Here is an 18086-nt window from a genome sequence, read left to right as displayed (position 1 = left end):
CACCGCCACCAGGCGGCAGCGTGGTCGGCCATGCCGACCCGCCTCGCCCGGCGGCCAGCCTGCTGACCATGCCCGCAGAGACCATGCCCGCGGACAGCGACCTCGCCTTCAGCGTCGGAGATCAGCCTTGGCCATAGAACTCGGGGCAATGCGCCCGCCGCTCGCACGCTCCCAACCGCAGGCCAGGCCGGCGGCCCGCACCGGCGTGACCGCGGCGCTGATCGCCCTCTCCATTGTGCTGGTCGCCTTCAACGACCTCGTCGAGTTCCTGCCGCTGGGTGAGATCGCGCACGACGCGTTCATCCTGATCCTGCCGATCCTCATGCTGCGCCTGATGCTCTGGGAGGGCGGGCTCGAGATCCCGCAGCCGGTGGCGCGCTTCGTCCTGGCCTTCAGCCTCGTCGTGCTCGCCGGCATCGCCATGAATTTCGGCGAGATCTCGAACGCCTTCTTCAAGGGCCGTTCCGGCGTCGGGCGCATCCTCACCCAGAGCATGATCCTCGCCTTCGGCGTCCTGATCATCATCGTCTACTACCGGGTCGCGCGGATCGGCATGGTCACCGCCGTAGTGAAGGGCGCGCGCGGCGCCATCCTGGTGATGGCGTTCATGGGCGTGCTGGAGTTCGCCTCCTGGTACTCGGTGCCGGGGCTGACGGATATCCACACGGCGCTTGCGAACGTCATCCACTCGGATTCCGGCCCGGTCTACGTGGAACGGCTCCGCATGACGGCCTTCGAGGTCTCCTGGGCGGGCGCGCTGCTGAGCTTTTTCCTGCCCTTCGCCGTCGTCCGGCTGCCAGGTGAGCGCAACGCCTCGCGCTTCTACGCGCCGCTGGCCCTCGTCCTGGTCATCCTCGCCCAGTCCCGCACGGCGATGCTCGTGGTCGGCATCCAGTTCGTCATCGTCTTCTGGGCCCATGCCCAGTCGCGGATGGACAAGGTGGTCTATGCCCTGGCCGGGCTCGGCGTGGCGGTCGTGCTCCTCGCCGGCAATACCGGCTTCTACCAGAGCACCGCCACCCTGGTGACGAACCTCATCGAGTACGGCACGCCGAAGCCGATCGAGACCGACAGCGACGAGAACACCTCGAACATCACCCGCTCGGTCGGCATCCGCTCCGCCTTGTCCATGTTCCGGTCACGGCCGCTCCTCGGCGTGGGCTTCGGCCAGTTCGGCTATCATTATCCCGATTACATCCGGGCCGATGATCTCCGCAGCTGGGAGGTGCGCGAATACATCGACGACGGTAACATCAAGTGGCCACCGAGCTACTCGATCCATGCGCGCCTGCTGTCGGAAACCGGGATCCTCGGCTACCTCGTCTGGCTCGGCTTCATCGGCACGCTGACCCTGCGGGCCTTCCGCAGCGCGCGTAACCAGGCGCTCGACGCCAGCCTGCGCGACATGCATTTCGCCGTGGGCATGACCTTGCTGGGTGTGCTGCTGCTCGGGCTCAGCATCGACAGCTTCCGCTTCTTCGGCGGCTGGATCGCCATGGGCATCGGGCTCGGGCTGCCGATGCAGCCGCGCCGCCCGGCGCCCGGCACGCCGCGCCAAGCGCCGCCTGCCATCGATGCGCAGCTCCGGCGCCGGATGGCATAGGCGGCAGAGCCCGATCGGCTGGACGCCGCCGATCGGGCAGCGAGGCTTTGCAATCGCTTGGCCTGACCAGGGCATGAACCGCGCGGCCCCGCCACAGGTTCGAAACGTCTCGCCGGCTTGCGCCGTGGGGATAACGCTTTATGGCGCGATGTGACATCACGTCCTTAAGAGGTTCCGCTAACACGATTGGCATCGGTTGCAGTGCAGCAATTGCATTGACCTGACCGGCACGCTGCGCGAGAGAATCGGTGCCAAGCCGTGTCACTGCCAAGCTCAGGCATGCCGGTGGGCGACAAGCTCGGGTTTGTCTGCGCGGGATGCGCGGCGGCAGGCTGCTGGATGGCACGCCATGCCGAAATCATGAGGAGAGAGGCGCACACGCCGTAGGAGGCATCCGGTGCACGACCAGCTTGCCGCGGTTCGCATGCCGCCAGAGATGGACAGGGTGCAAGTCGTTTGCCGCCGCGCCAACATGGCAGTCTGCGCAATGCGGAGGAATCGTCCGAACTTCGCGTGACTGTCCCCGCTCCGTCGGGTGACGGGATGGCGGACGCGGCAACTGGTGAGCGGGGCCGTGGTTGTAGCGGCGTAGGGCGCCGCCGCGGGATATGGAAGGGAGCCGTGGGCCGGGCGGTCACCTTCATCACAGCAACGATTCTCAGCGCATGACGCAACAGGTGAAAACCGGAGCGCCTTTCAACCATGAGGTGCAAGACTCTTGGGAGAGCTTTATCCGTGCGGTTTGGATTCGAGGTTCGTCACGTCTGGTCACAGAGATGTAACGTACATCACTTCAGTTCGCGTGATTTCGTTATACTTGTGCAGGCTAGCGACCCCTCAACCGCTGATTATTGTTGCTGTTAGTTGAAAGCGGTAAAGTTATTGTTTGTTGTGGCGAATACAGTCCGGCAGTCCAAATGCGGCGCGATTGTGGCTTGGACGAGCTCGCTCGCTCAGTGATCGCGGGGATAGTGTGATGGCAAGGATGATGGATGTGCGCGCCGATCGCGCCCTTCCGGCGGCTTGGTTGCTCAGGACGTCGCAGGCCGACCGGGCCGGGCGGGCCGAGGCACGGCGCCTGCAGTCGAGCGCGGCGGAAGCCTGCCGTCCGCCGCGCATCCTGCAGGTCGTGGAATGCGCGGCGACCGGCGTGGGCCGGCACGTGCTCGACCTGACGGAGGGCCTGCTGCAGCGGGGCTGCGAGGTTCATGTGGTGTATTCCTCGGGTCGTTGCGACCGCGTGTTCACCGAGCGTCTCGCGCGCCTGCCCAATGTGCGGCAGAGCGTGGTGACGATGCGCAGCCGGCCGCACCCGGCCGATGCCAAGGCGGTGCTCGCGGTGCGTCGGGTGATGCGCGAGCACGGGCCCTTCGACGTCGTGCATTGCCATAGCTCGAAGGCGGGGCTGCTGGCGCGCTTCGCCGCCAGCGGTCTCGGCGCGCGCGTCGTCTACACGCCGCACGCGATCTACACCATGTCGCCGAACCTCTCGCCGCGGATGCGGCAGCTCTATCAGACGGCGGAGGTCTCGCTGTCCTGGCTGACCGACAAGATCATCGCCGTCAGCCGGGCCGAGTTCGAGGAATGCCGCCGCCTCGGCATCCGCGACACGCGCCTCGCCCTGGTGCCGAACACGGTCGGCGAGCCGAATTGCCTGCCGCGCGAGGCGGCGCGGCAGCAGATCGGCCTGCGCGACGAGGAGGTCGCCATCGGCTTCGTCGGCCGGCTCAGCGAGCAGAAGGGCATCGACCGGCTGCTCGACTGCTTCGCCCGCGTCCCGGCCGAGGCCCCGGCGCGGCTGGTGGTCATCGGCGATGGCGAACTGGCCTCCGCGGCGCGGCGCCAGGCCGAGACGCTCGGCATCGGCGCCAAGGTGCTCTGGCTCGGCGCCCGCCCGGCGGAGCCGCTGCTGCGCGCCTTCGACATCTTCGCCATGCCGAGCCGCTACGAGGCGGCGAGCTACAGCCTGCTGGAGGCAATGGCGGCCGGCCTGCCGGTCATCACCACCGCGACCGGCAGCGCCTCCGACCTCATCCTCGACGGACATAACGGCTATTGCGTGCCGGTCGAGGATGTCGATCGCTTCGGCGCATGTCTCGCCACCCTCGTGACGGATGGCGCCCAGCGCGAGGCGATGGCGGAATCGGCACGGCAGCCGCGCCGCGAGACCGCCGGCGTGCAGCAGATGGTGGAGGACATCCTCTCGGTCTATGAAGCCGCCACGCCCTCCCGCCCGTCCTGGCGCACCGCCACGATCGATGCGACGTGACCCTGCGTGAGACGCGGTCGGGCGGGGATGGGCGACTGGCTTGCGGTCGCCGCATCCTTGCCCATTTCGGGCGTCGGATTGAGTTCTCTCGTCGTCGGCATCGACGCTGACGCGAATCGCAGGCGTGTTGACCTCACCCTTGGGCGAGGCCTGACCTGGTGAATTGACTTGGATACCCGCATATGGGCCTGTCATGCCTGTAGGTGGAATGGTCGCAGTGGCCTTCACGACGCATCGAAGCGCGGATCAGGGCAGCAGGAATGCCGCTTGATGTTCCGGTCTCGCCGGGGACAAGGCGGTCCGGAGCGGGTGGAAGCGGTGGCGTCTGCCCATGCGGATCTGGCTGCGGGACGCGGATCGGTCATCGGATGCGCGGAGATGGCAGAGCAGGGCATGCGGCAGAGGATGACCCAGGGATGAGGGTGGATGCAGGCATGGTGCGGCGGGTGACGGCGTGACCACGATCTCGACACGGCAGGTCCTGACCGGCCTGCTGTCGTCATCGGCTGCGGCCTGGGTGCGTCAGGCATCGACGCTGGTCCTCTACATCATGGCCGCGCGGCTGCTGGCGCCGGATGAGATCGGCGTCTTCGCCTTGGCCAGCGCCCTGGTGCTGGCGCTGGAATACGGCGTCTTCGACGCGGTCTCGGAGACGGTGGTCCAGCGCGCCGTGCTCGAAGACGGGCATATGGGCGCCGCCATCGGCATGGCGACGGCGCTGGCGGCCCTCTTCACGCTCCTCGGCGTGCTCGCCTCGGGCCCCCTGGCGACGCTGTTCTCCGTGCCGCAGCTGGCGCATGTGCTGCCCTGGATGATCGGCAGCGTCGCGTTGCTCTGCATCGCCTCGGCGCATGTCGGCACGCTGCGGCGGCAGGCGCGTTTCCATCTCATCTCGCTGCTGCAGGTGGTGGGCGCGGTGTCGGGCTGCGCCATCGGCGTTGTGCTGATGCTGCTCGGCTGGGGCATCTGGTCGCTCGTCGCCTACTTCCTCACCGAGAAGGTGGTCTATGCCGCCGGTGCCCTGGCCTGCGCCATCCGCCAGCCGGTCGGCCGCTTCTCCCGCCGGCATGTCACCGAACTCTACGGCTATTGCGCGGCGATCGGCGGCCAGCGGATCGCCTTCTTCCTCCGCAACCAGATGGACCGGCTGCTGATCGCCTGGCTCTGGGGGCCGGATGTGCTCGGCGCCTATCAGCTCGCGGCGCGCATCTTCGAATCCGTCGGCTCGACGCTGCTGGCGCCGGCCTCGAAGCTGTTCTTCGTCACCTATACGAGGCTGCAGGGCAATCCGGTGCAGCTGCGGACGAATTTCCTCCGCAGCCTCGAGGGGTTGGCCTTCGTCGCCTTCCCGGCCTTTGTCGGCCTCGCCGCCGTCGCGCCGCAGGCCGTGCACGTGCTCTTCGGCAAGACCTGGGGCCAGAGCGAATTGCTGTTGCAGCTCCTCTCCCTCGGCGGCATCCCGTTGGCGCTCAATATCATGTCGGGCACCGCCATCTCGGCGATCGGCCGCGCCAAGCTCTATCTCGTCGTCGAGATGGCGGCGGCCGTGATCGGCGCCGTGTTGCTGGCGACGATGGCCGTCTTCGGCATCCTCGGCATCGCCCTTGCGCTGCTGGTCCGGGAATCGCTTGTCGCGGCGACCTATGCCGTCCTGCTCCGCGCCTGCCTCGGCATCCGGATCCGAAGCTTCGTCGGTGCCCTCGCGCAATGCCTGGCCGTGTCGCTCGCCATGGGCGGCTTCGTGATCCTGTGTCTCTCCAAGGTCGTCCCGACCATGCCGGCACCGCTCATGCTTGCTGTCGGCGTCGTACTTGGGGCAATCTTCTACGGAGCGATCATGTCGGCGACGCGCTGGCAGCAGATCAGCCAGACCGTCGCGACCCTGCGAGGCGGCAGGACCGCATTCCCGGTGGAATGACGAAGCATAATTGGCCTCGGCGCAAGCCGAAGGGGGGGGGGAGCGTCAGGCAGGACATGAGGTCTGCCGGCTACGTCCGTTTCGAGGGGAATGGTGAAGTGAACACTGAAAACCACGCCGCTCAACAGGAGCAAATCCCGCGGCAGATCCATTACTGCTGGTATGGTGGCTCGCCTTTGAGCAGCCTCAGCCAGCGCTGCCTGCAGACCTGGCGCGACATCATGCCGGGCTACGAGATCCGACGCTGGGACGAGAATGCGCTCGATCTCAACAGCCCTTATGTGGCAGCGGCGTACAAGCTGAAGAAATTCGCCTTCGTCGCCGACTACATGCGACTGCGGATCCTCTACGATGTCGGCGGCATCTATCTCGACACCGATATCGAAGCGGTCCAGTCGATGGACGAGCTGCTGCCTCTCTCGCTGTTCTTCGGCCTGCAATCGCCGGGCAGCGTTGGCGTCAGCGTGATTGGCGGCGCCAAGGGGCATCCCTTCCTGCGCCTGCTGATGGAGGCCCTCGACAAGGAGGCGATGACGGGGAAGCTCACCTTCCAGCCCTTGCCGGAGCTGGTGACGGAGCTGGTCGCGTCGCATGGCCACCAGGATCTGAACATTTTCCCCGAGGATTACTTCTACCCCTACAATCCCTATAGCGAGGTGACGCTGCGCAAGAAGCCGCTCCAGTGCAACATCTCGGCGAAGACCTACTGCATCCATCACTGGGAAGGCACCTGGCTCGGCGATATGTCGCTGCGCATGATGGTCGGTCTGCGCCTCAAGAACGCGCTGCGGAAGGCGAGCCTGCGGTTCCAGCACCTCAGCGCCTGAGACCGGCCAGCGAGCATCAGCCTGGCCCTGCTGCAATCCGGTGACGGCGTTGAAGAAGCGAGGCGGCCAACGGCCGGGAGGTGTTGCCTCGCGCATCGATGAATGGTCGGCTGGCCCGCCTCACCGTGTGGTGTCTTCGCAACCGGCGTCATTTCCTGACCCAATATCGTTCCGTAATACTGGGTTGGGCTGCCCGTAATGTGCTTGTGCCAATCAGCCGGAAAGATGCAGTTTGGATATCTTACCAATCATGTAACGTAATTATGAGATCAGTACAGGTGAGTTTAGATGCGCGTCCCGCTGCGAAACCTATAATGGCAAATATGCGGGACATATCGCCTATGCGCGCTGCACCAAGAGGATTGACGGATGTCGGGGGAGGCAAGGCCGGATGACACACGATAACGGTATCCCGAAGGTGATACATTATTGTTGGTTCGGCGGCTCCCCGATCAGCGAACTCAGCCGGCATTGCCTGGAGACGTGGCGCGCGGTCATGCCCGACTACACGGTCGAGGCCTGGACCGAGACGCGCCTCGATCGGTCCATCCCCTATATCGACATGGCCTACCGGCAGCGGAAATTTGCCTTCGTGGCGGATTACGTGCGGCTGAAGGTGCTCTACGAGCATGGCGGCATTTACCTCGATACCGATGTCGAGGCCCTGAAGCCCTTCGACCAACTCCTCGACGCGCGCTTCTTCATCGGCCTGCAGCTGCCGGACAGTGTCGGCGCTGGCGTCATCGGCGCGGTGAAGGGCCATCGCTTCCTCAAGCTTGCCCTTGAGCAGCTCGATGCCGAGGCCGCCTCGGGCACCCTGAGCTTCGAGCCGCTGCCCGAGATGGTGACGCGCCTCCTGGCCACGCATCGCTTCGACGATGCATTGGTGCTGCCGGAGGATTATTTCTATCCGTATAATCCCTACAGCTCCACTGTCCTGAAGCAGAAGCCGCTGCAGTCGAACATCTCGCCGCGGACCCTCTGCATCCATCACTGGGAGGGCACCTGGCTCGGCGACATGTCGCTGCGCATGATGCTCCGCCTGCGGTTGAAGCAGACCCTGCAGAAGCTCCGGCCGATGCGCCTGAACCGGCCGTCCCTGCCCCGCCCACGCATCCACCGCGCCTGACCACGAGGCCCATCCAGCAGCATCCGCATCGCGATATCTCCCGCATCCATCGTGAGGCTACTGAGGGAAGGGGCAGCGACATGTCTTGGACGATGCTGCGGGCCGATGCCCGCTTGACCACGCCTGCCGCATGAGCGGGCCTGCCACGCGCCTCGCCGGCGACGCCCTGGCCAGCGGCCCGATGCCACACCAGGCCGCCGCACCGGGTGAAGTCATTCTCCTCGCGCCGTCCGACCGGATGCGGGCCTGGCTGCCGCGCCTCGCCGAAGCCCTCGGGCAGCGGCTGTCCGTGCCGGTCCGCCTCCTGCGCTCGCCGGTGCCGCTGCCGGCCGAACTGCCCCTGCCCTCCGAGCCGATGGAGCGCCGCCTCTTCGGCACCACGGCGCAGGACCTCGCCGCCTGGATGCCGACGGCGGCCTTGCCGCCCGCCGCGGCCGTCGCGCCGACGGCGCTGGTCGTCAACGCCACCGGGCGGGATCCAAAATCCCTGCCAGACAGTCTGCGGACAGCCTGGACCCTTTCGCCGCTCCATCACGGGCGCTTCGAGACCGGCGGCCTCGCCGCGCCGCTGCTCGCCGGCGAGGCGCCGCATCTCGGCGTGCTGCTCAGCACGCCGGAGGCCAGCCGGCTGCTGCTCGGGGCACGGCTCGCCGTGCCGCAGCGCGACGCGCTCGGGCATGCGCTCGACAGCATCCTCGGCCGCGCCGTCACCCTGCTCTGCCTGGCCGCCGAGCATCTGCTGACCGGCCGGCCGCTGCCGGAGCCGACACCGCTGCCCGATCCGGATGCCGGCCTGCCGGCCGCCGGTTACTGGCCGCGCCGCTTGGCCTCCGCCACCCTGCCCAAATTCGGCCGGCAGTTCACCAAGCCTCTGCTGCGCTACGAGGATTGGTGCTTCGGCTATCGGCGGCAGCAGGGTGCCGGCTCACCGCTCGATCTCTCCCTCGATGCCGCGAGCTTCCGCATCCTCGAATCTAGCCCGGATCGCTTCTACGCCGACCCCGTGATCTTCGCGCATGGGGACGTGACGGCGATTTTCTTCGAGGATTACGACTACGCGACGCATCGCGGCCGGATCAGCCATGTCGTGCTCGATGCCGAGGGCCGTGCCAGCGCGCCAGTCGAGACGCTGACCCTGCCTTACCACCTCTCCTATCCCTTCGTCTTCCGGGTCGGCGAGGATGTGCTGATGATCCCGGAATCCAGCGAGAACCGCACCATCCAGCTCTGGGAGGCGGAGCGCTTCCCCGATCGCTGGCGCCTGCGCTCGGTGCTGCTTGAGGATATCGAAGCCGCCGACACCACCCTGCATTTCGATCGCGGCACTGGCCTGTGGTGGATGTTCGCGGCGGTGACCGAATATGGCAGCTGCTCGCACGACACGCTGTCGCTCTTCAGCAGTGAGCGGCTCGAAGGACCCTGGGTGCCGCATCCCGGCAATCCAGTGAAGCTCGATCCCGGCACCGCGCGGCCGGCGGGGCCGCTGGTCGAGTGGGAAGGGCGGCTCTTCCGGCCGGCTCAGGACTGCACGGCCTCCTACGGCGCCGGGTTGGTCTGGTGCGAGGTCCAGGAATTGTCGCGGGAGCGGTACCGCGAGACGGTGGTCGCCCACCATGCCGCGCCGCGCGGCTATACCGGCCTCCACACCTATGGCCGTGGCAGCGGCTTCGAGGTGGCAGACTTCAAGCGCAACCGTCGGCGCCGTGGCGGCTGACTCGCCGCCGCCTCGCTTGCTGGACCTCAGGCCTCCACCTGCTCCACCGCCACCACTTCCGGCACGTAGTGCCGGAGCATGTTCTCCACCCCGTGCTTCAGGGTGGCGCGGGAGGAAGGGCAGCCCGAGCAGGCGCCCTGCAGGTGCAGCCGCACGATGCCATCCCGGTAGCCGCGGAAGACGATGTCCCCGCCGTCACCGGCCACGGCCGGGCGGACGCGCGTATCAAGCAACTCCTTGATCTGTTCCACCACCTCGGCGTCATCTGGGTCGTAATCGTCCTCGCCCTCCTCCCCGCCGGCCTCGAGCACCGGCAGGCCGGAGACGAAATGGTCCATCAGGGCGCCGAGCACCTGGGCCTTCAGCGCTCCCCAGCCCTGCTCCCCATCCTCGGTCACGGTCACGAAATCGCCGCCGAGGAACACCCTCGCCACGCCCGGCAGGGCGAAGAGCCGGGTCGCAAGGGGGCTGCGCAGCGCCGCTTCGGGCGAGGCGAAATCCGCCGTGCCGCGATCCCCCATCACCTCCCGGCCCGGAAGGAACTTCAGCGTCGCGGGGTTCGGGGTGCCTTCGGTCTCGATGAACATGCTCGCATCCTGGCGTCGGACTTTCCGGACCAAATTGGTCGGGTTCCCCCCGCTGCGCAAGGCTGCGGCCATGCGACGGGCGCGCTGCGCGCATGCGGGACGCCGCGGGCCGCCTCATACCAGCGGGCCGGTCGCCTGACCGGTCCGAGGCTCCGAGCGGGGCCCTGCGCCTTATGGCGCGAAGGCCTCGGCAAACCGCAGGTTTGCGCCCGGCGACCGGAGACCCGGCATCAGGTCACCCGCTCGAGCTCCTTGTCATCCAGCCCGCCCGGCACGATGGTCAGCGGCACCCGCACCCGGCTGGCATAGCGCCCGGTGAGGGCCGAGATCAGCGGTCCCGGCCCGCTGCCGGTGGCGGCCGAGGCCAGGACCAGGATGGAGATCCGCGGATCCTCCTCGAGCAGGGCGAGCAGCTCGTCGCGTGGATCGCCCTCGCGGATCAGGACGATGGGCAGCCCGCCGGTGATCTCCTGCACCTGCGCGCCGAGGCCGGAGAGCAGCTTCTCCGCCTCCTCCCGCCGCTCCTCGGCCATCAGCACGCCGACCCCGGCCCATTCAATCATGTCGGCCGTCTCGAGGACCCGCAGCAGCGCCACCCGCCCGCCGCCGTTGCGGGCGCGCAGGCAGGCATAGCGCAGCGCCACCTCGCGCTCCTCGCTGTCGTCGACGACGACCAGGAAGACCCGGTCCCGCTTGGCGGTGGCGGCAGTCTCCGCTGCGGTCGCGCCCATCAGCCCCTCCGGAACAGCACGCTGCCAAGCCACCCGGCCAGGGCGGCGACGGCGATGCAGGCCAGACCGTAGAGCAAGGGCTGGACCTGCGCGACGGTCGCGATGCGGTCCGCGGCGCCAACTCGGTCGACGCGGAAGAGCAGATCCTCCCGCGCGATGATCTGGCGGGAGCGGACGAGCAGCACCTCCACCCGGTAATCGCCGGTCGGCACCTCGGCGGGCAGCGGCAGGCGGACGAAGAACAACCGGCTGCCGGCGATCTCGACCGGCGTGCTGTCCTCGATCCAGAGGCCGGAATCGCGCTCGAGTTCCAGCAGCGCCCGGCGGAAGGCGGGCGAGCGGGCGCCGGTGCTGGCCAGCGGCAGCGCGTCGAGCCCGAGGGCGTGCCGCTGCCGCTGGTCCTCCGGCAGGATCTGCCAGGCCGGCCGGGTGCCGGCGAGCACGTAATAGCCCGGCACCCCGGCGAAGCGGGCGGAGGGGCCGTTCACCCAGATCAGGCCGGCGACCGCGACCTTCCGCCGCACCACCACCGGCCGCGTCGGGCCGCGGGCGACGACGATCACCTCGTCGCCGCCCGGCCCGATCGGCTGCTCGGTGCTGCCGAAGACGACGAGCGAGGCGCCGGTGAAGCCGGTGGTCACCTCGATATCGGTGCGCGAGAGGGCGGCGACGAGCGGCTGCTCCTGCGCCCGGGCGGCACCGGCGAGGGCCAGGCCCAGCAGCGCCCCCGCCAGGATGCGGCGCATCACCATGCCGGGCCGGCGCTGAAGAGGTTCTCCGGCCGCCGCAGCAGCCCCCAGAGCAGGCTGAGCGCGACGCCGAGCACGAGCAGGCCGAGCAGCGCCCGGGTCTCCTCGCCTCGCAGCCGCGTGCCCATGGAGGCGCCGAATTGCGCCCCGGCGACGCCGCCGACCAGCAGCAGCAGGGTCAGCAGCACATCCACCGTGCCGAGCTGCACCGCGGCCAGCAGCGTCACATTGGCGGCGACGAAGACCACCTGGAAGAGCGAGGTGCCGATCACCACCGAGGTCGGCATTCCCAACAGGTAGATCATGGCCGGCACCAGCATGAAGCCGCCGCCCACCCCCATCACCGCCGAGAGCAGGCCGATGCCGGCGCCGATCAGGAAGGGCGGGATGACGGAGATGTAGAGTCGCGACTTGCGGAAGCGCGTCTTCAGCGGCAGCCCGTGCATCCAGGTATGCGCGTGCAGCTTGCGCCGGGTGGCGCTGCGGCGGCGGCGAATCGCCCGCACGCTCTCCATCACCATCAGCCCGCCGACGGTGCCGAGCACCACCACGTAAAAGACCGAGACGGCGAGGTCGACCTGGCCGATGCGGCGCAGCAGCGCGAAGAGCTGCACGCCGAGCACCGAGCCGGCGAAGCCGCCGACAAGCAGCACCGCACCCATCTTCGCATCGACATTGCCGCGCCGCCACTGCGCGATCAGGCCGGAGACGGAGGCGCCGAGGGTCTGGTTGGCGCCGGAGGCAACGGCGACGGGCGAGGGAATGCCGATGAGCAGCAGCAGCGGCGTCAGCAGGAAGCCGCCGCCCACACCGAACAGGCCCGAGAGCCAGCCGACGCCGAACCCGATGGCCATGAGGAGAAAGGCATCCACCGACATCTCGGCGATCGGCAGATAGACCTGCATCGCATGTTCCGGATCAGCAGCGGGGCGGGCTCAGGCCGGGTTTGGACCGGGGCCGCGGCAGGGGCAAGGCCGAAATCACCGGGGACGGTGCAGTCAGGCCACAGCGTGGCCCGGCGGACATGCCGGCTGGTCATATGCTGGTGCACCAAACCGGCGGCCCGGATGGGCGTTTTGCGGCAGTAACACAACCGGAGGTCGCCACCATGCCTACACCGACAACTGGCGCCGCCAGCTTCGGCACCGCCGTGCCGGACGGCGGGCCGGCCCTGCCAAGCCGCATCTCCTGGGGTGCGGTCTTCGCCGGCGGCGTCGTCGCCGTCGCCGTTGGGACGATGCTGAACATCCTCGGCGTGGCCATCGGTGCCAGCACCGTCGATGCCACCGCCGGCAGCACGCCCGGCGCATCCGCCTTCAGCATCGGCGCCGGCATCTGGCTGCTGGTCGCCAACCTCATCGGCCTTGCCACCGGCGGCTATGTCGCCGCGCGCCTCTCCGGCTCGGCGGATGTGACCGACAGCGTGCTGCACGGCCTCTCGGTCTGGGCAGTCGGCTTCCTGCTCTCGGCGGTCCTGCTCGGAAACGCCATCGCCGGCGCGGCCAGCACCACGGCGCAGGGCGCGTCCTCGGTGATCGGTGGGCTGATGCAGGGTGCGGGGAATGCCGCTTCGGCCGCGGCCGGCCCGGCTGGGCAGGTGGCGCAGCGGGTCGATCCCAAGCAGCTTGCCGAACGCGCCCAGAACGCGCTGCGCACCGGCGGCGACCCGGCGCAGATGACCAGCGACCAGCGCAATGCCGAGATCGCCCAGCTCCTGACCCGCAGGGTGACCGGCGGCAATCTCGACCAGGGCGACCGCGACCGCCTCAGCCGGCTCGTCGCCACCGAGTACAACATCCCGCCGGAGGAAGCGTCGCGCCGCTTGCAGCAGGTGGAAGCCCAAGCCAACCAGACCCTGCAGGAAGCCGAGACCCGGGCCCGCGAGGCGGCGGATGCCACGGCGACGGCCGGCGCCGTCGCGGCCTACTGGGTCTTCGCGGCCATGCTGCTCGGCGCCGTCGCCGCGGTGCTCGGCGCCCGCGTCGGTACCCGGAACACGGTGGCGGCGCGCCGCTACGCCTGAACCCGGCCCCCGCATCGCGGGCCGAAAGCCTCCTGGGCGGAGCCGTTCGGTCGGCTCCGCCCGGGTTCCATGGCGGGCAGGCGCCCCGGCAATGCGCGGATCTCGGGGGATGCGGTCCAACCGGCCAGGCGCGGCGACGTTGTCATGCCGCAGCAACCGGAGACTGGATCATGCGCAACATCATGTTCGCCGCCCTCCTTGCCCTGGCCGCCGGCACCGCGCCGGCCCTGGCGGAGAAGGGGGGGTGCCTCAAATACGGTGCCGCCGGCGCCGTCGCCGGCCATATGGTCGGCAGTGGCCATGGTGTCGCGGGCGCTGCCGCGGGTTGCGCGCTCGGCACGCACGAGCGGCACAAGGCCGAGAAGCAGGCGGCGCAGAAGCAGCAGCAATCCGCACAGCCACAGCAGGACAACACGTCGCACTGATGTACCGATCGGTCCCGCACCGGCTTGTGGCCGTCGCGGGATCGATCAGCTGCCTGAGCCGGCGTTCAGGCGCCCGGCCGCTGCCGTCCGGCGGCGATTCGTTGCGGCGCCGCAGCCGGCGCCGCCTTCTTGGCCGCACGCGCCGTCCGAACCACCGGCTGCGCCGGTGCCCGTTTCGCCTGCGGCCGCACGGCGCTCGCGCTCGGCCGGCGAACCGGGCGCGGGGCCACCGCCGGAGCGGCGGCGCCAGGATCCTCCAGCAGTTCAGGATCCATTTCGGTGGCCCGGCCCAGCTCGGCATCGCGGTTCTGCCGCCAGAGGCTGCGCAGCCGGGCATAGACGTCGAGGGAGCCGGAGCGCAGCTCGTCGATCGCCTCGATGTTGCGTTCCCGTTGGTCGAGTCCGGTGCCGGCCAGAATGCCGAGATTGGCGCCGACCGACATGGTGTAGCTGAGCGGGTTGATGAAGCCGTCGGCAACCATGCCGGCGAAGTCGCGCGGGTTCGAGGGCCCTATCATCGGCACCATCAGATAGGGCCCGTCCGGCAGCCCCCAGTGCGCCAGGGTCTGGCCAAAATCCGCGATCTGCTTCGGCGGACCACCGATCGGCGCCAAGTCGAACATCCCGCCGATCCCGAGCGTGGTGTTGATGACGAAGCGCATGAAGGACGTGCCGGCCTCGATCGGCCGGCCCTGCAGCAGGCGGTTCGCCGCGACCACCGGCTCGTTGATGTTCTCCAGCACGTTGTGGATGCGCGCCCGCGGCCAGGGCCCCAGTACCGCCCGGTACCCCTCGGCGACCGGCTTGAACAGCGCGTCGTCCATGGTGAAGTTGAAGGCGAGGATGCGGCGGTTCGTCACCTCGAAGGGATCGGACGGATCGGTCGGCTGGCTGGCCACCGGCGCCGCCGCGGCGACCGACGGCTTGCCCGGCTGCACGCCCCTCTCCATACCCCCTTGCGCAGCCTGCTGCGGCGGGCCGGCCGGGCGCGCGTCCGCCGGCTGCGGGCTCGTCCGCTCCGTGCTCGTCTGCTGCGCGCAGGCGGCGAGGAGCAAGCCAAGGCTGAGAAGGGCGATGTGGGGGGGCGTCATGCGGCAGGGACTCGGCGGCGGGAGCGGCACCCTAGAGCAGATCGCGGAAGGGCGCGAACGCCCGGACGCGCGAATCTGCTCTGAAAACAACAGGCTACAGCGGAGCAGCGTGCATTCTTGAACGCCATCCGCTGTGGAGCGGGTCGCAGCAGGGCGCGAACGCCCGGACGCGCGACTCTGCTCTGCGTACAACGGGATAGGGCGCATGCCGCGCTTCCGGCCAGGGTCAATGCGCTGTAACGCAGGCCGGGGCCGCGCCGCGATGTTGGGTGGTGCTGAAATTTCATGACGGAGCTTCTGTTCGGGATCCTCGGCCTGCTTGCCGGGCTGGCGGCGCTTGCCGGCAGCGTGACGGCGCTGCTCGCGGCGCGCGCCGTGGCGCGGCTGGCCGCGACCCCGCCCGTCACCCCTCCGGTCACCCCTCCGGTCACCCCTCTGGCCACCGGCCCGGCCCTCGCGGCGAGCATCCTGAAGCCGCTGCATGGCCGCGAGCCGGGGCTGGAGGGGGCGCTGGCCTCGACCCTGGCGCAGCGCCATGCCGCGCCCTTCGAGGTGCTCTTCGCCGTGCGCGACCCGGCGGACCCGGCGGCCGCGCTGGCCGAGGCGGCGATGGCCGCCGCCCCCGCGATACCGGCGCGGCTGATCCGCGACCCGCGGCTGCACGGGGCCAACCGCAAGGTCTCGCAGCTCGTGAACCTCGAGGGCCTGGCGCGGCACGAGGTGCTGGTGGTCGCCGATGCGGACATGCTGGTGCCGCGGTACTGGCTGACCGCGGTGACCGCGCCGCTGGCCGATCCTGCGGTGGGGCTGGTGACCTGCCTCTACCGGGGCGAGGCGGGCGATGCCGGGCTGTGGTCGCGCCTCGCGGCGCTCTGGATCGACTGGCAATTCCTGCCCCATGCCGCGCTGGGCGAGGCGATGGGCCGGGCCAATGGCTGCTACGGCGCGACCATGGCGCTGCGGGCGGAGACGCTGAAGCGGATCGGCGGCTTCGCGGCGCTGTCCGAGCTGCTGGCCGACGACCACGCCCTCGGCGCGGCGGTGCGCCGGCTCGGCCTCCGGGTGGTGGTGGCGCCGGTGCTGCCGGGGCACGTCATGACCGAGCCGGGGCCGGGCGCGCTGGCGCGGCACGAGCTGCGCTGGGCGCGGACGCTGCGGCTGCTCGATCCGGGCGGCTATGCCGGGATGGGGGTGACCTTCCCGCTCGCCTGGGGAGGGCTGACCATGCTGCTGCTGCCCGCCGCCCTGGCTCCGGCGGGCTGGGCGGCGCTGGCGCTGGCGGCGCTGGCGCGGCTGGCGCTGGCGCTTCGGGTCGACCAGGCGTTGCAGCGCCGCCTCAGTCCGGCGCGGCTCGCGCTGCTGCCCCTGCGCGACGGCCTGTCTTTCGCTATATGGGCCTTTGGGCTGGCCCGCGGCACGGTGACGTGGCAAGGCCGGCGGTACCGGATGCGCCCCGACGGCACGATGGTTTCGGCAGGATGATGGCGGTCCGATGCGGGGCCGGCCCTGCCGGGAGTGATGTCGAGGCATGATGAAGGGCGATAGCCAGTGACGATGCGGACCCTGTTCCTCCAGGCGCCTTCCTTCGACGGCTTCGACGGAGGCGCCGGCTCGCGCTACCAGGCGAAGCGCGAGATCAAGAGCTTCTGGTTCCCGACCTGGCTGGCGCAGCCCGCCGCCCTGATCGAGGGCTCGAAGCTGGTGGACGCGCCGCCGCATCGCCAGACCATGGCGGATGTGCTGCCGATGGCGCGGCAGCACGACCTGGTGGTGCTGCACACCTCGACCCCCTCCTTCGCCTCCGACGTGAAGGTGGCCGAGGCGCTGAAGGCCGAGAACCCGAACCTCAAGGTCGGCATGATCGGCGCCAAGGTGGCGGTGCAGGCGGCCGAGAGCCTGCGCGACGCGCCGGTGATCGACTTCGTTGCCCGCAACGAGTTCGACTTCACCATCAAGGACGTGGCGGACGACCAGAACTGGGCCTCGATCAAGGGGCTCAGCTACCGCAATGCCGAGGGCGTGGTGGTCCACAACCCGGACCGGCCGATCCTCGAGGACATGGACAGCCTGCCCTTCGTCTCGCCTGTCTACCGGCGCGACCTCGCCTACGAGAAGTACTTCATCGGCTACCTGAAGCATCCCTATGTCTCGATCTATACGGGCCGGGGCTGCAAGAGCCGCTGCACCTTCTGCCTCTGGCCGCAGACCGTCGGCGGGCATCGCTACCGCACCCGCTCGGTCGAGAACGTCATCGAGGAGATCCGCTACATCAAGGCCAATTTCCCTGGCCTGAAGGAGATCTTCTTCGACGACGACACCTTCACCGACAACCTGCCGCGCGCCGAGGCGATCGCGCGCGAGATGGGCAAGCTCGGCGTCACCTGGTCCTGCAACGCCAAGGCGAACGTGCCGCGCGAGACGCTGAAGGTGCTGAAGGATGGCGGGCTGCGCCTGCTGCTCGTCGGCTATGAGAGCGGCAACCAGCAGATCCTGCACAACATCAAGAAGGGCATGCGGATCGAGGTCGCCAAGAAGTTCAGCAAGGATTGCCACGAGCTCGGCATCGCCATCCACGGCACTTTCATCCTCGGCCTGCCCGGCGAGACGAAGGAGACGATCGAGGAGACGATCCGCTTCGCCATCGAGACCAACCCGCACACGCTGCAGGTCTCCCTCGCCGCCCCCTATCCCGGCACGCACCTGTTCGAGCAGGCGGCGAAGGAAGGCTGGCTGGACACGGCGAACACCGAATATGTCGATGCGCATGGCGTGCAGATCGCGCCGCTCGCCTATCCGCATCTCAGCCATACCGAGATCTTCGACAGCGTCGAGACCTTCTACCGGCGCTTCTATTTCCGCGCGCCGAAGATCGCCTCGATCTGCGGCGAGATGATCCGCGACCGGCAGATGCTGGTGCGCCGGCTGCGCGAGGGCGTGGAGTTCTTCGGCTTCCTGCGCGAGCGGGCGAAGGCCAGCGCCCAAGGGAAGCTCACGCAGAAGGCGGCGGCCTGAGCCGGCTG

Annotated in this window: 15 protein-coding genes; 10 read left to right on the top strand and 5 right to left on the bottom strand. The window is 69.0% G+C overall.

Going from position 1 to position 18086, the window contains the following annotated elements:
* The first annotated feature begins 205 nt into the window (after positions 1–205).
* The 6 genes from HJG45_RS29355 (at position 206) to HJG45_RS06975 (ending at position 9460) form a co-directional block, all read left to right on the top strand.
* A complete protein-coding gene (locus HJG45_RS29355) occupies positions 206–1603 on the top strand; it encodes an O-antigen ligase family protein (RefSeq protein ID WP_171611391.1) in 1398 nt (465 codons plus the stop codon).
* Positions 1604–2579: 976 nt separating this feature from the next.
* A complete protein-coding gene (locus tag HJG45_RS06995; protein ID WP_171611390.1) occupies positions 2580–3872 on the top strand; it encodes a glycosyltransferase in 1293 nt (430 codons plus the stop codon).
* Positions 3873–4326: 454 nt separating this feature from the next.
* Positions 4327–5790 (top strand): oligosaccharide flippase family protein, encoded by a 1464-nt coding sequence (locus HJG45_RS06990; protein ID WP_171611389.1) that lies wholly within the window; start codon positions 4327–4329, stop codon positions 5788–5790.
* 176 nt (positions 5791–5966) lie between these two features.
* A complete protein-coding gene (locus HJG45_RS06985; RefSeq protein WP_171611388.1) occupies positions 5967–6617 on the top strand; it encodes a glycosyltransferase family 32 protein in 651 nt (216 codons plus the stop codon).
* Positions 6618–7008: 391 nt separating this feature from the next.
* Positions 7009–7746 carry a glycosyltransferase family 32 protein gene (locus HJG45_RS06980; RefSeq protein WP_171611387.1) on the top strand — a complete coding sequence of 246 codons (738 nt, stop codon included), beginning with the start codon at positions 7009–7011 and terminating at the stop codon, positions 7744–7746.
* Positions 7747–7876: 130 nt separating this feature from the next.
* The gene (locus tag HJG45_RS06975; protein ID WP_171611386.1) at positions 7877–9460 is read left to right on the top strand and encodes a hypothetical protein; all 1584 of its coding nucleotides are present in this window, start codon (positions 7877–7879) and stop codon (positions 9458–9460) included.
* Between the two features lie 26 nt (positions 9461–9486).
* Here HJG45_RS06975 and HJG45_RS06970 read toward each other — a convergent pair whose 3' ends face one another.
* From HJG45_RS06970 to HJG45_RS06955, 4 genes are all read right to left on the bottom strand, one after another.
* Positions 9487–10047: a NifU family protein gene (locus HJG45_RS06970; RefSeq protein WP_171611385.1), complete on the bottom strand. Its 561-nt coding sequence runs from the start codon at positions 10045–10047 to the stop codon at positions 9487–9489.
* A 230-nt stretch (positions 10048–10277) separates the two neighbouring features.
* On the bottom strand, positions 10278–10778 hold the full coding sequence (locus HJG45_RS06965; protein ID WP_171611384.1) for a universal stress protein: 501 nt from the start codon (positions 10776–10778) through the stop codon (positions 10278–10280).
* On the bottom strand, positions 10778–11530 hold the full coding sequence (locus tag HJG45_RS06960) for a TIGR02186 family protein (protein WP_171611383.1): 753 nt from the start codon (positions 11528–11530) through the stop codon (positions 10778–10780). Before HJG45_RS06960 ends, HJG45_RS06965 begins: the two co-directional genes overlap by 1 nt.
* Positions 11524–12432, bottom strand: a complete 909-nt coding sequence (locus tag HJG45_RS06955; RefSeq protein WP_171611382.1) for a sulfite exporter TauE/SafE family protein — start codon at positions 12430–12432, stop codon at positions 11524–11526. The genes HJG45_RS06960 and HJG45_RS06955 overlap by 7 nt, the downstream gene beginning before the upstream one ends.
* A 203-nt stretch (positions 12433–12635) precedes the next feature.
* Here HJG45_RS06955 and HJG45_RS06950 point away from each other — a divergent pair, with 203 nt between their 5' ends.
* Both HJG45_RS06950 and HJG45_RS06945 read left to right on the top strand, forming a co-directional pair.
* A complete protein-coding gene (locus HJG45_RS06950) occupies positions 12636–13550 on the top strand; it encodes a hypothetical protein (protein ID WP_254452339.1) in 915 nt (304 codons plus the stop codon).
* Between the two features lie 170 nt (positions 13551–13720).
* Entirely contained in the window at positions 13721–13975 is a 255-nt protein-coding gene (locus HJG45_RS06945) for a hypothetical protein (protein ID WP_171611381.1), read from the top strand.
* 65 nt (positions 13976–14040) lie between these two features.
* On the opposite strand, the gene HJG45_RS06940 is transcribed toward HJG45_RS06945, so the two are convergent.
* A complete protein-coding gene (locus tag HJG45_RS06940) occupies positions 14041–15066 on the bottom strand; it encodes a VacJ family lipoprotein (RefSeq protein WP_171611380.1) in 1026 nt (341 codons plus the stop codon).
* 285 nt (positions 15067–15351) lie between these two features.
* On the opposite strand from HJG45_RS06940, the gene hpnI reads away from it, so the two are divergent.
* The gene (gene hpnI / locus HJG45_RS06935) at positions 15352–16548 is read left to right on the top strand and encodes a bacteriohopanetetrol glucosamine biosynthesis glycosyltransferase HpnI (protein ID WP_171611379.1); all 1197 of its coding nucleotides are present in this window, start codon (positions 15352–15354) and stop codon (positions 16546–16548) included.
* A 72-nt stretch (positions 16549–16620) separates the two neighbouring features.
* Positions 16621–18078 (top strand): hopanoid biosynthesis associated radical SAM protein HpnJ, encoded by a 1458-nt coding sequence (gene hpnJ / locus HJG45_RS06930; RefSeq protein ID WP_171611773.1) that lies wholly within the window; start codon positions 16621–16623, stop codon positions 18076–18078.
* Positions 18079–18086: the final 8 nt, after the last annotated feature.

Source organism: Roseicella sp. DB1501 (genome assembly GCF_013112485.1).
In the GTDB taxonomy this organism is placed as follows: domain Bacteria; phylum Pseudomonadota; class Alphaproteobacteria; order Acetobacterales; family Acetobacteraceae; genus Paracraurococcus.
The sequence above is the reverse complement of the archived record's forward strand: the minus strand, read 5'-3'. Positions and strand labels throughout refer to the sequence as shown.

Excerpts from the sequence above, each read along its gene's own strand:
- HJG45_RS06995 (WP_171611390.1), top strand. The coding sequence starts at position 2,580 with ATGGCAAGGATGATGGATGTGCGCGCCGATCGCGCCCTTCCGGCGGCT.
- HJG45_RS06980 (WP_171611387.1), top strand. The coding sequence starts at position 7,009 with ATGACACACGATAACGGTATCCCGAAGGTGATACATTATTGTTGGTTC.
- HJG45_RS06975 (WP_171611386.1), top strand. The coding sequence starts at position 7,877 with ATGAGCGGGCCTGCCACGCGCCTCGCCGGCGACGCCCTGGCCAGCGGC.
- HJG45_RS06970 (WP_171611385.1), bottom strand. The coding sequence starts at position 10,047 with ATGTTCATCGAGACCGAAGGCACCCCGAACCCCGCGACGCTGAAGTTC.
- HJG45_RS06965 (WP_171611384.1), bottom strand. The coding sequence starts at position 10,778 with ATGGGCGCGACCGCAGCGGAGACTGCCGCCACCGCCAAGCGGGACCGG.
- HJG45_RS06960 (WP_171611383.1), bottom strand. The coding sequence starts at position 11,530 with ATGGTGATGCGCCGCATCCTGGCGGGGGCGCTGCTGGGCCTGGCCCTC.
- HJG45_RS06955 (WP_171611382.1), bottom strand. The coding sequence starts at position 12,432 with ATGCAGGTCTATCTGCCGATCGCCGAGATGTCGGTGGATGCCTTTCTC.
- HJG45_RS06950 (WP_254452339.1), top strand. The coding sequence starts at position 12,636 with ATGCCTACACCGACAACTGGCGCCGCCAGCTTCGGCACCGCCGTGCCG.
- HJG45_RS06945 (WP_171611381.1), top strand. The coding sequence starts at position 13,721 with ATGCGCAACATCATGTTCGCCGCCCTCCTTGCCCTGGCCGCCGGCACC.
- HJG45_RS06940 (WP_171611380.1), bottom strand. The coding sequence starts at position 15,066 with ATGACGCCCCCCCACATCGCCCTTCTCAGCCTTGGCTTGCTCCTCGCC.
- hpnI (WP_171611379.1), top strand. The coding sequence starts at position 15,352 with ATGACGGAGCTTCTGTTCGGGATCCTCGGCCTGCTTGCCGGGCTGGCG.
- hpnJ (WP_171611773.1), top strand. The coding sequence starts at position 16,621 with ATGCGGACCCTGTTCCTCCAGGCGCCTTCCTTCGACGGCTTCGACGGA.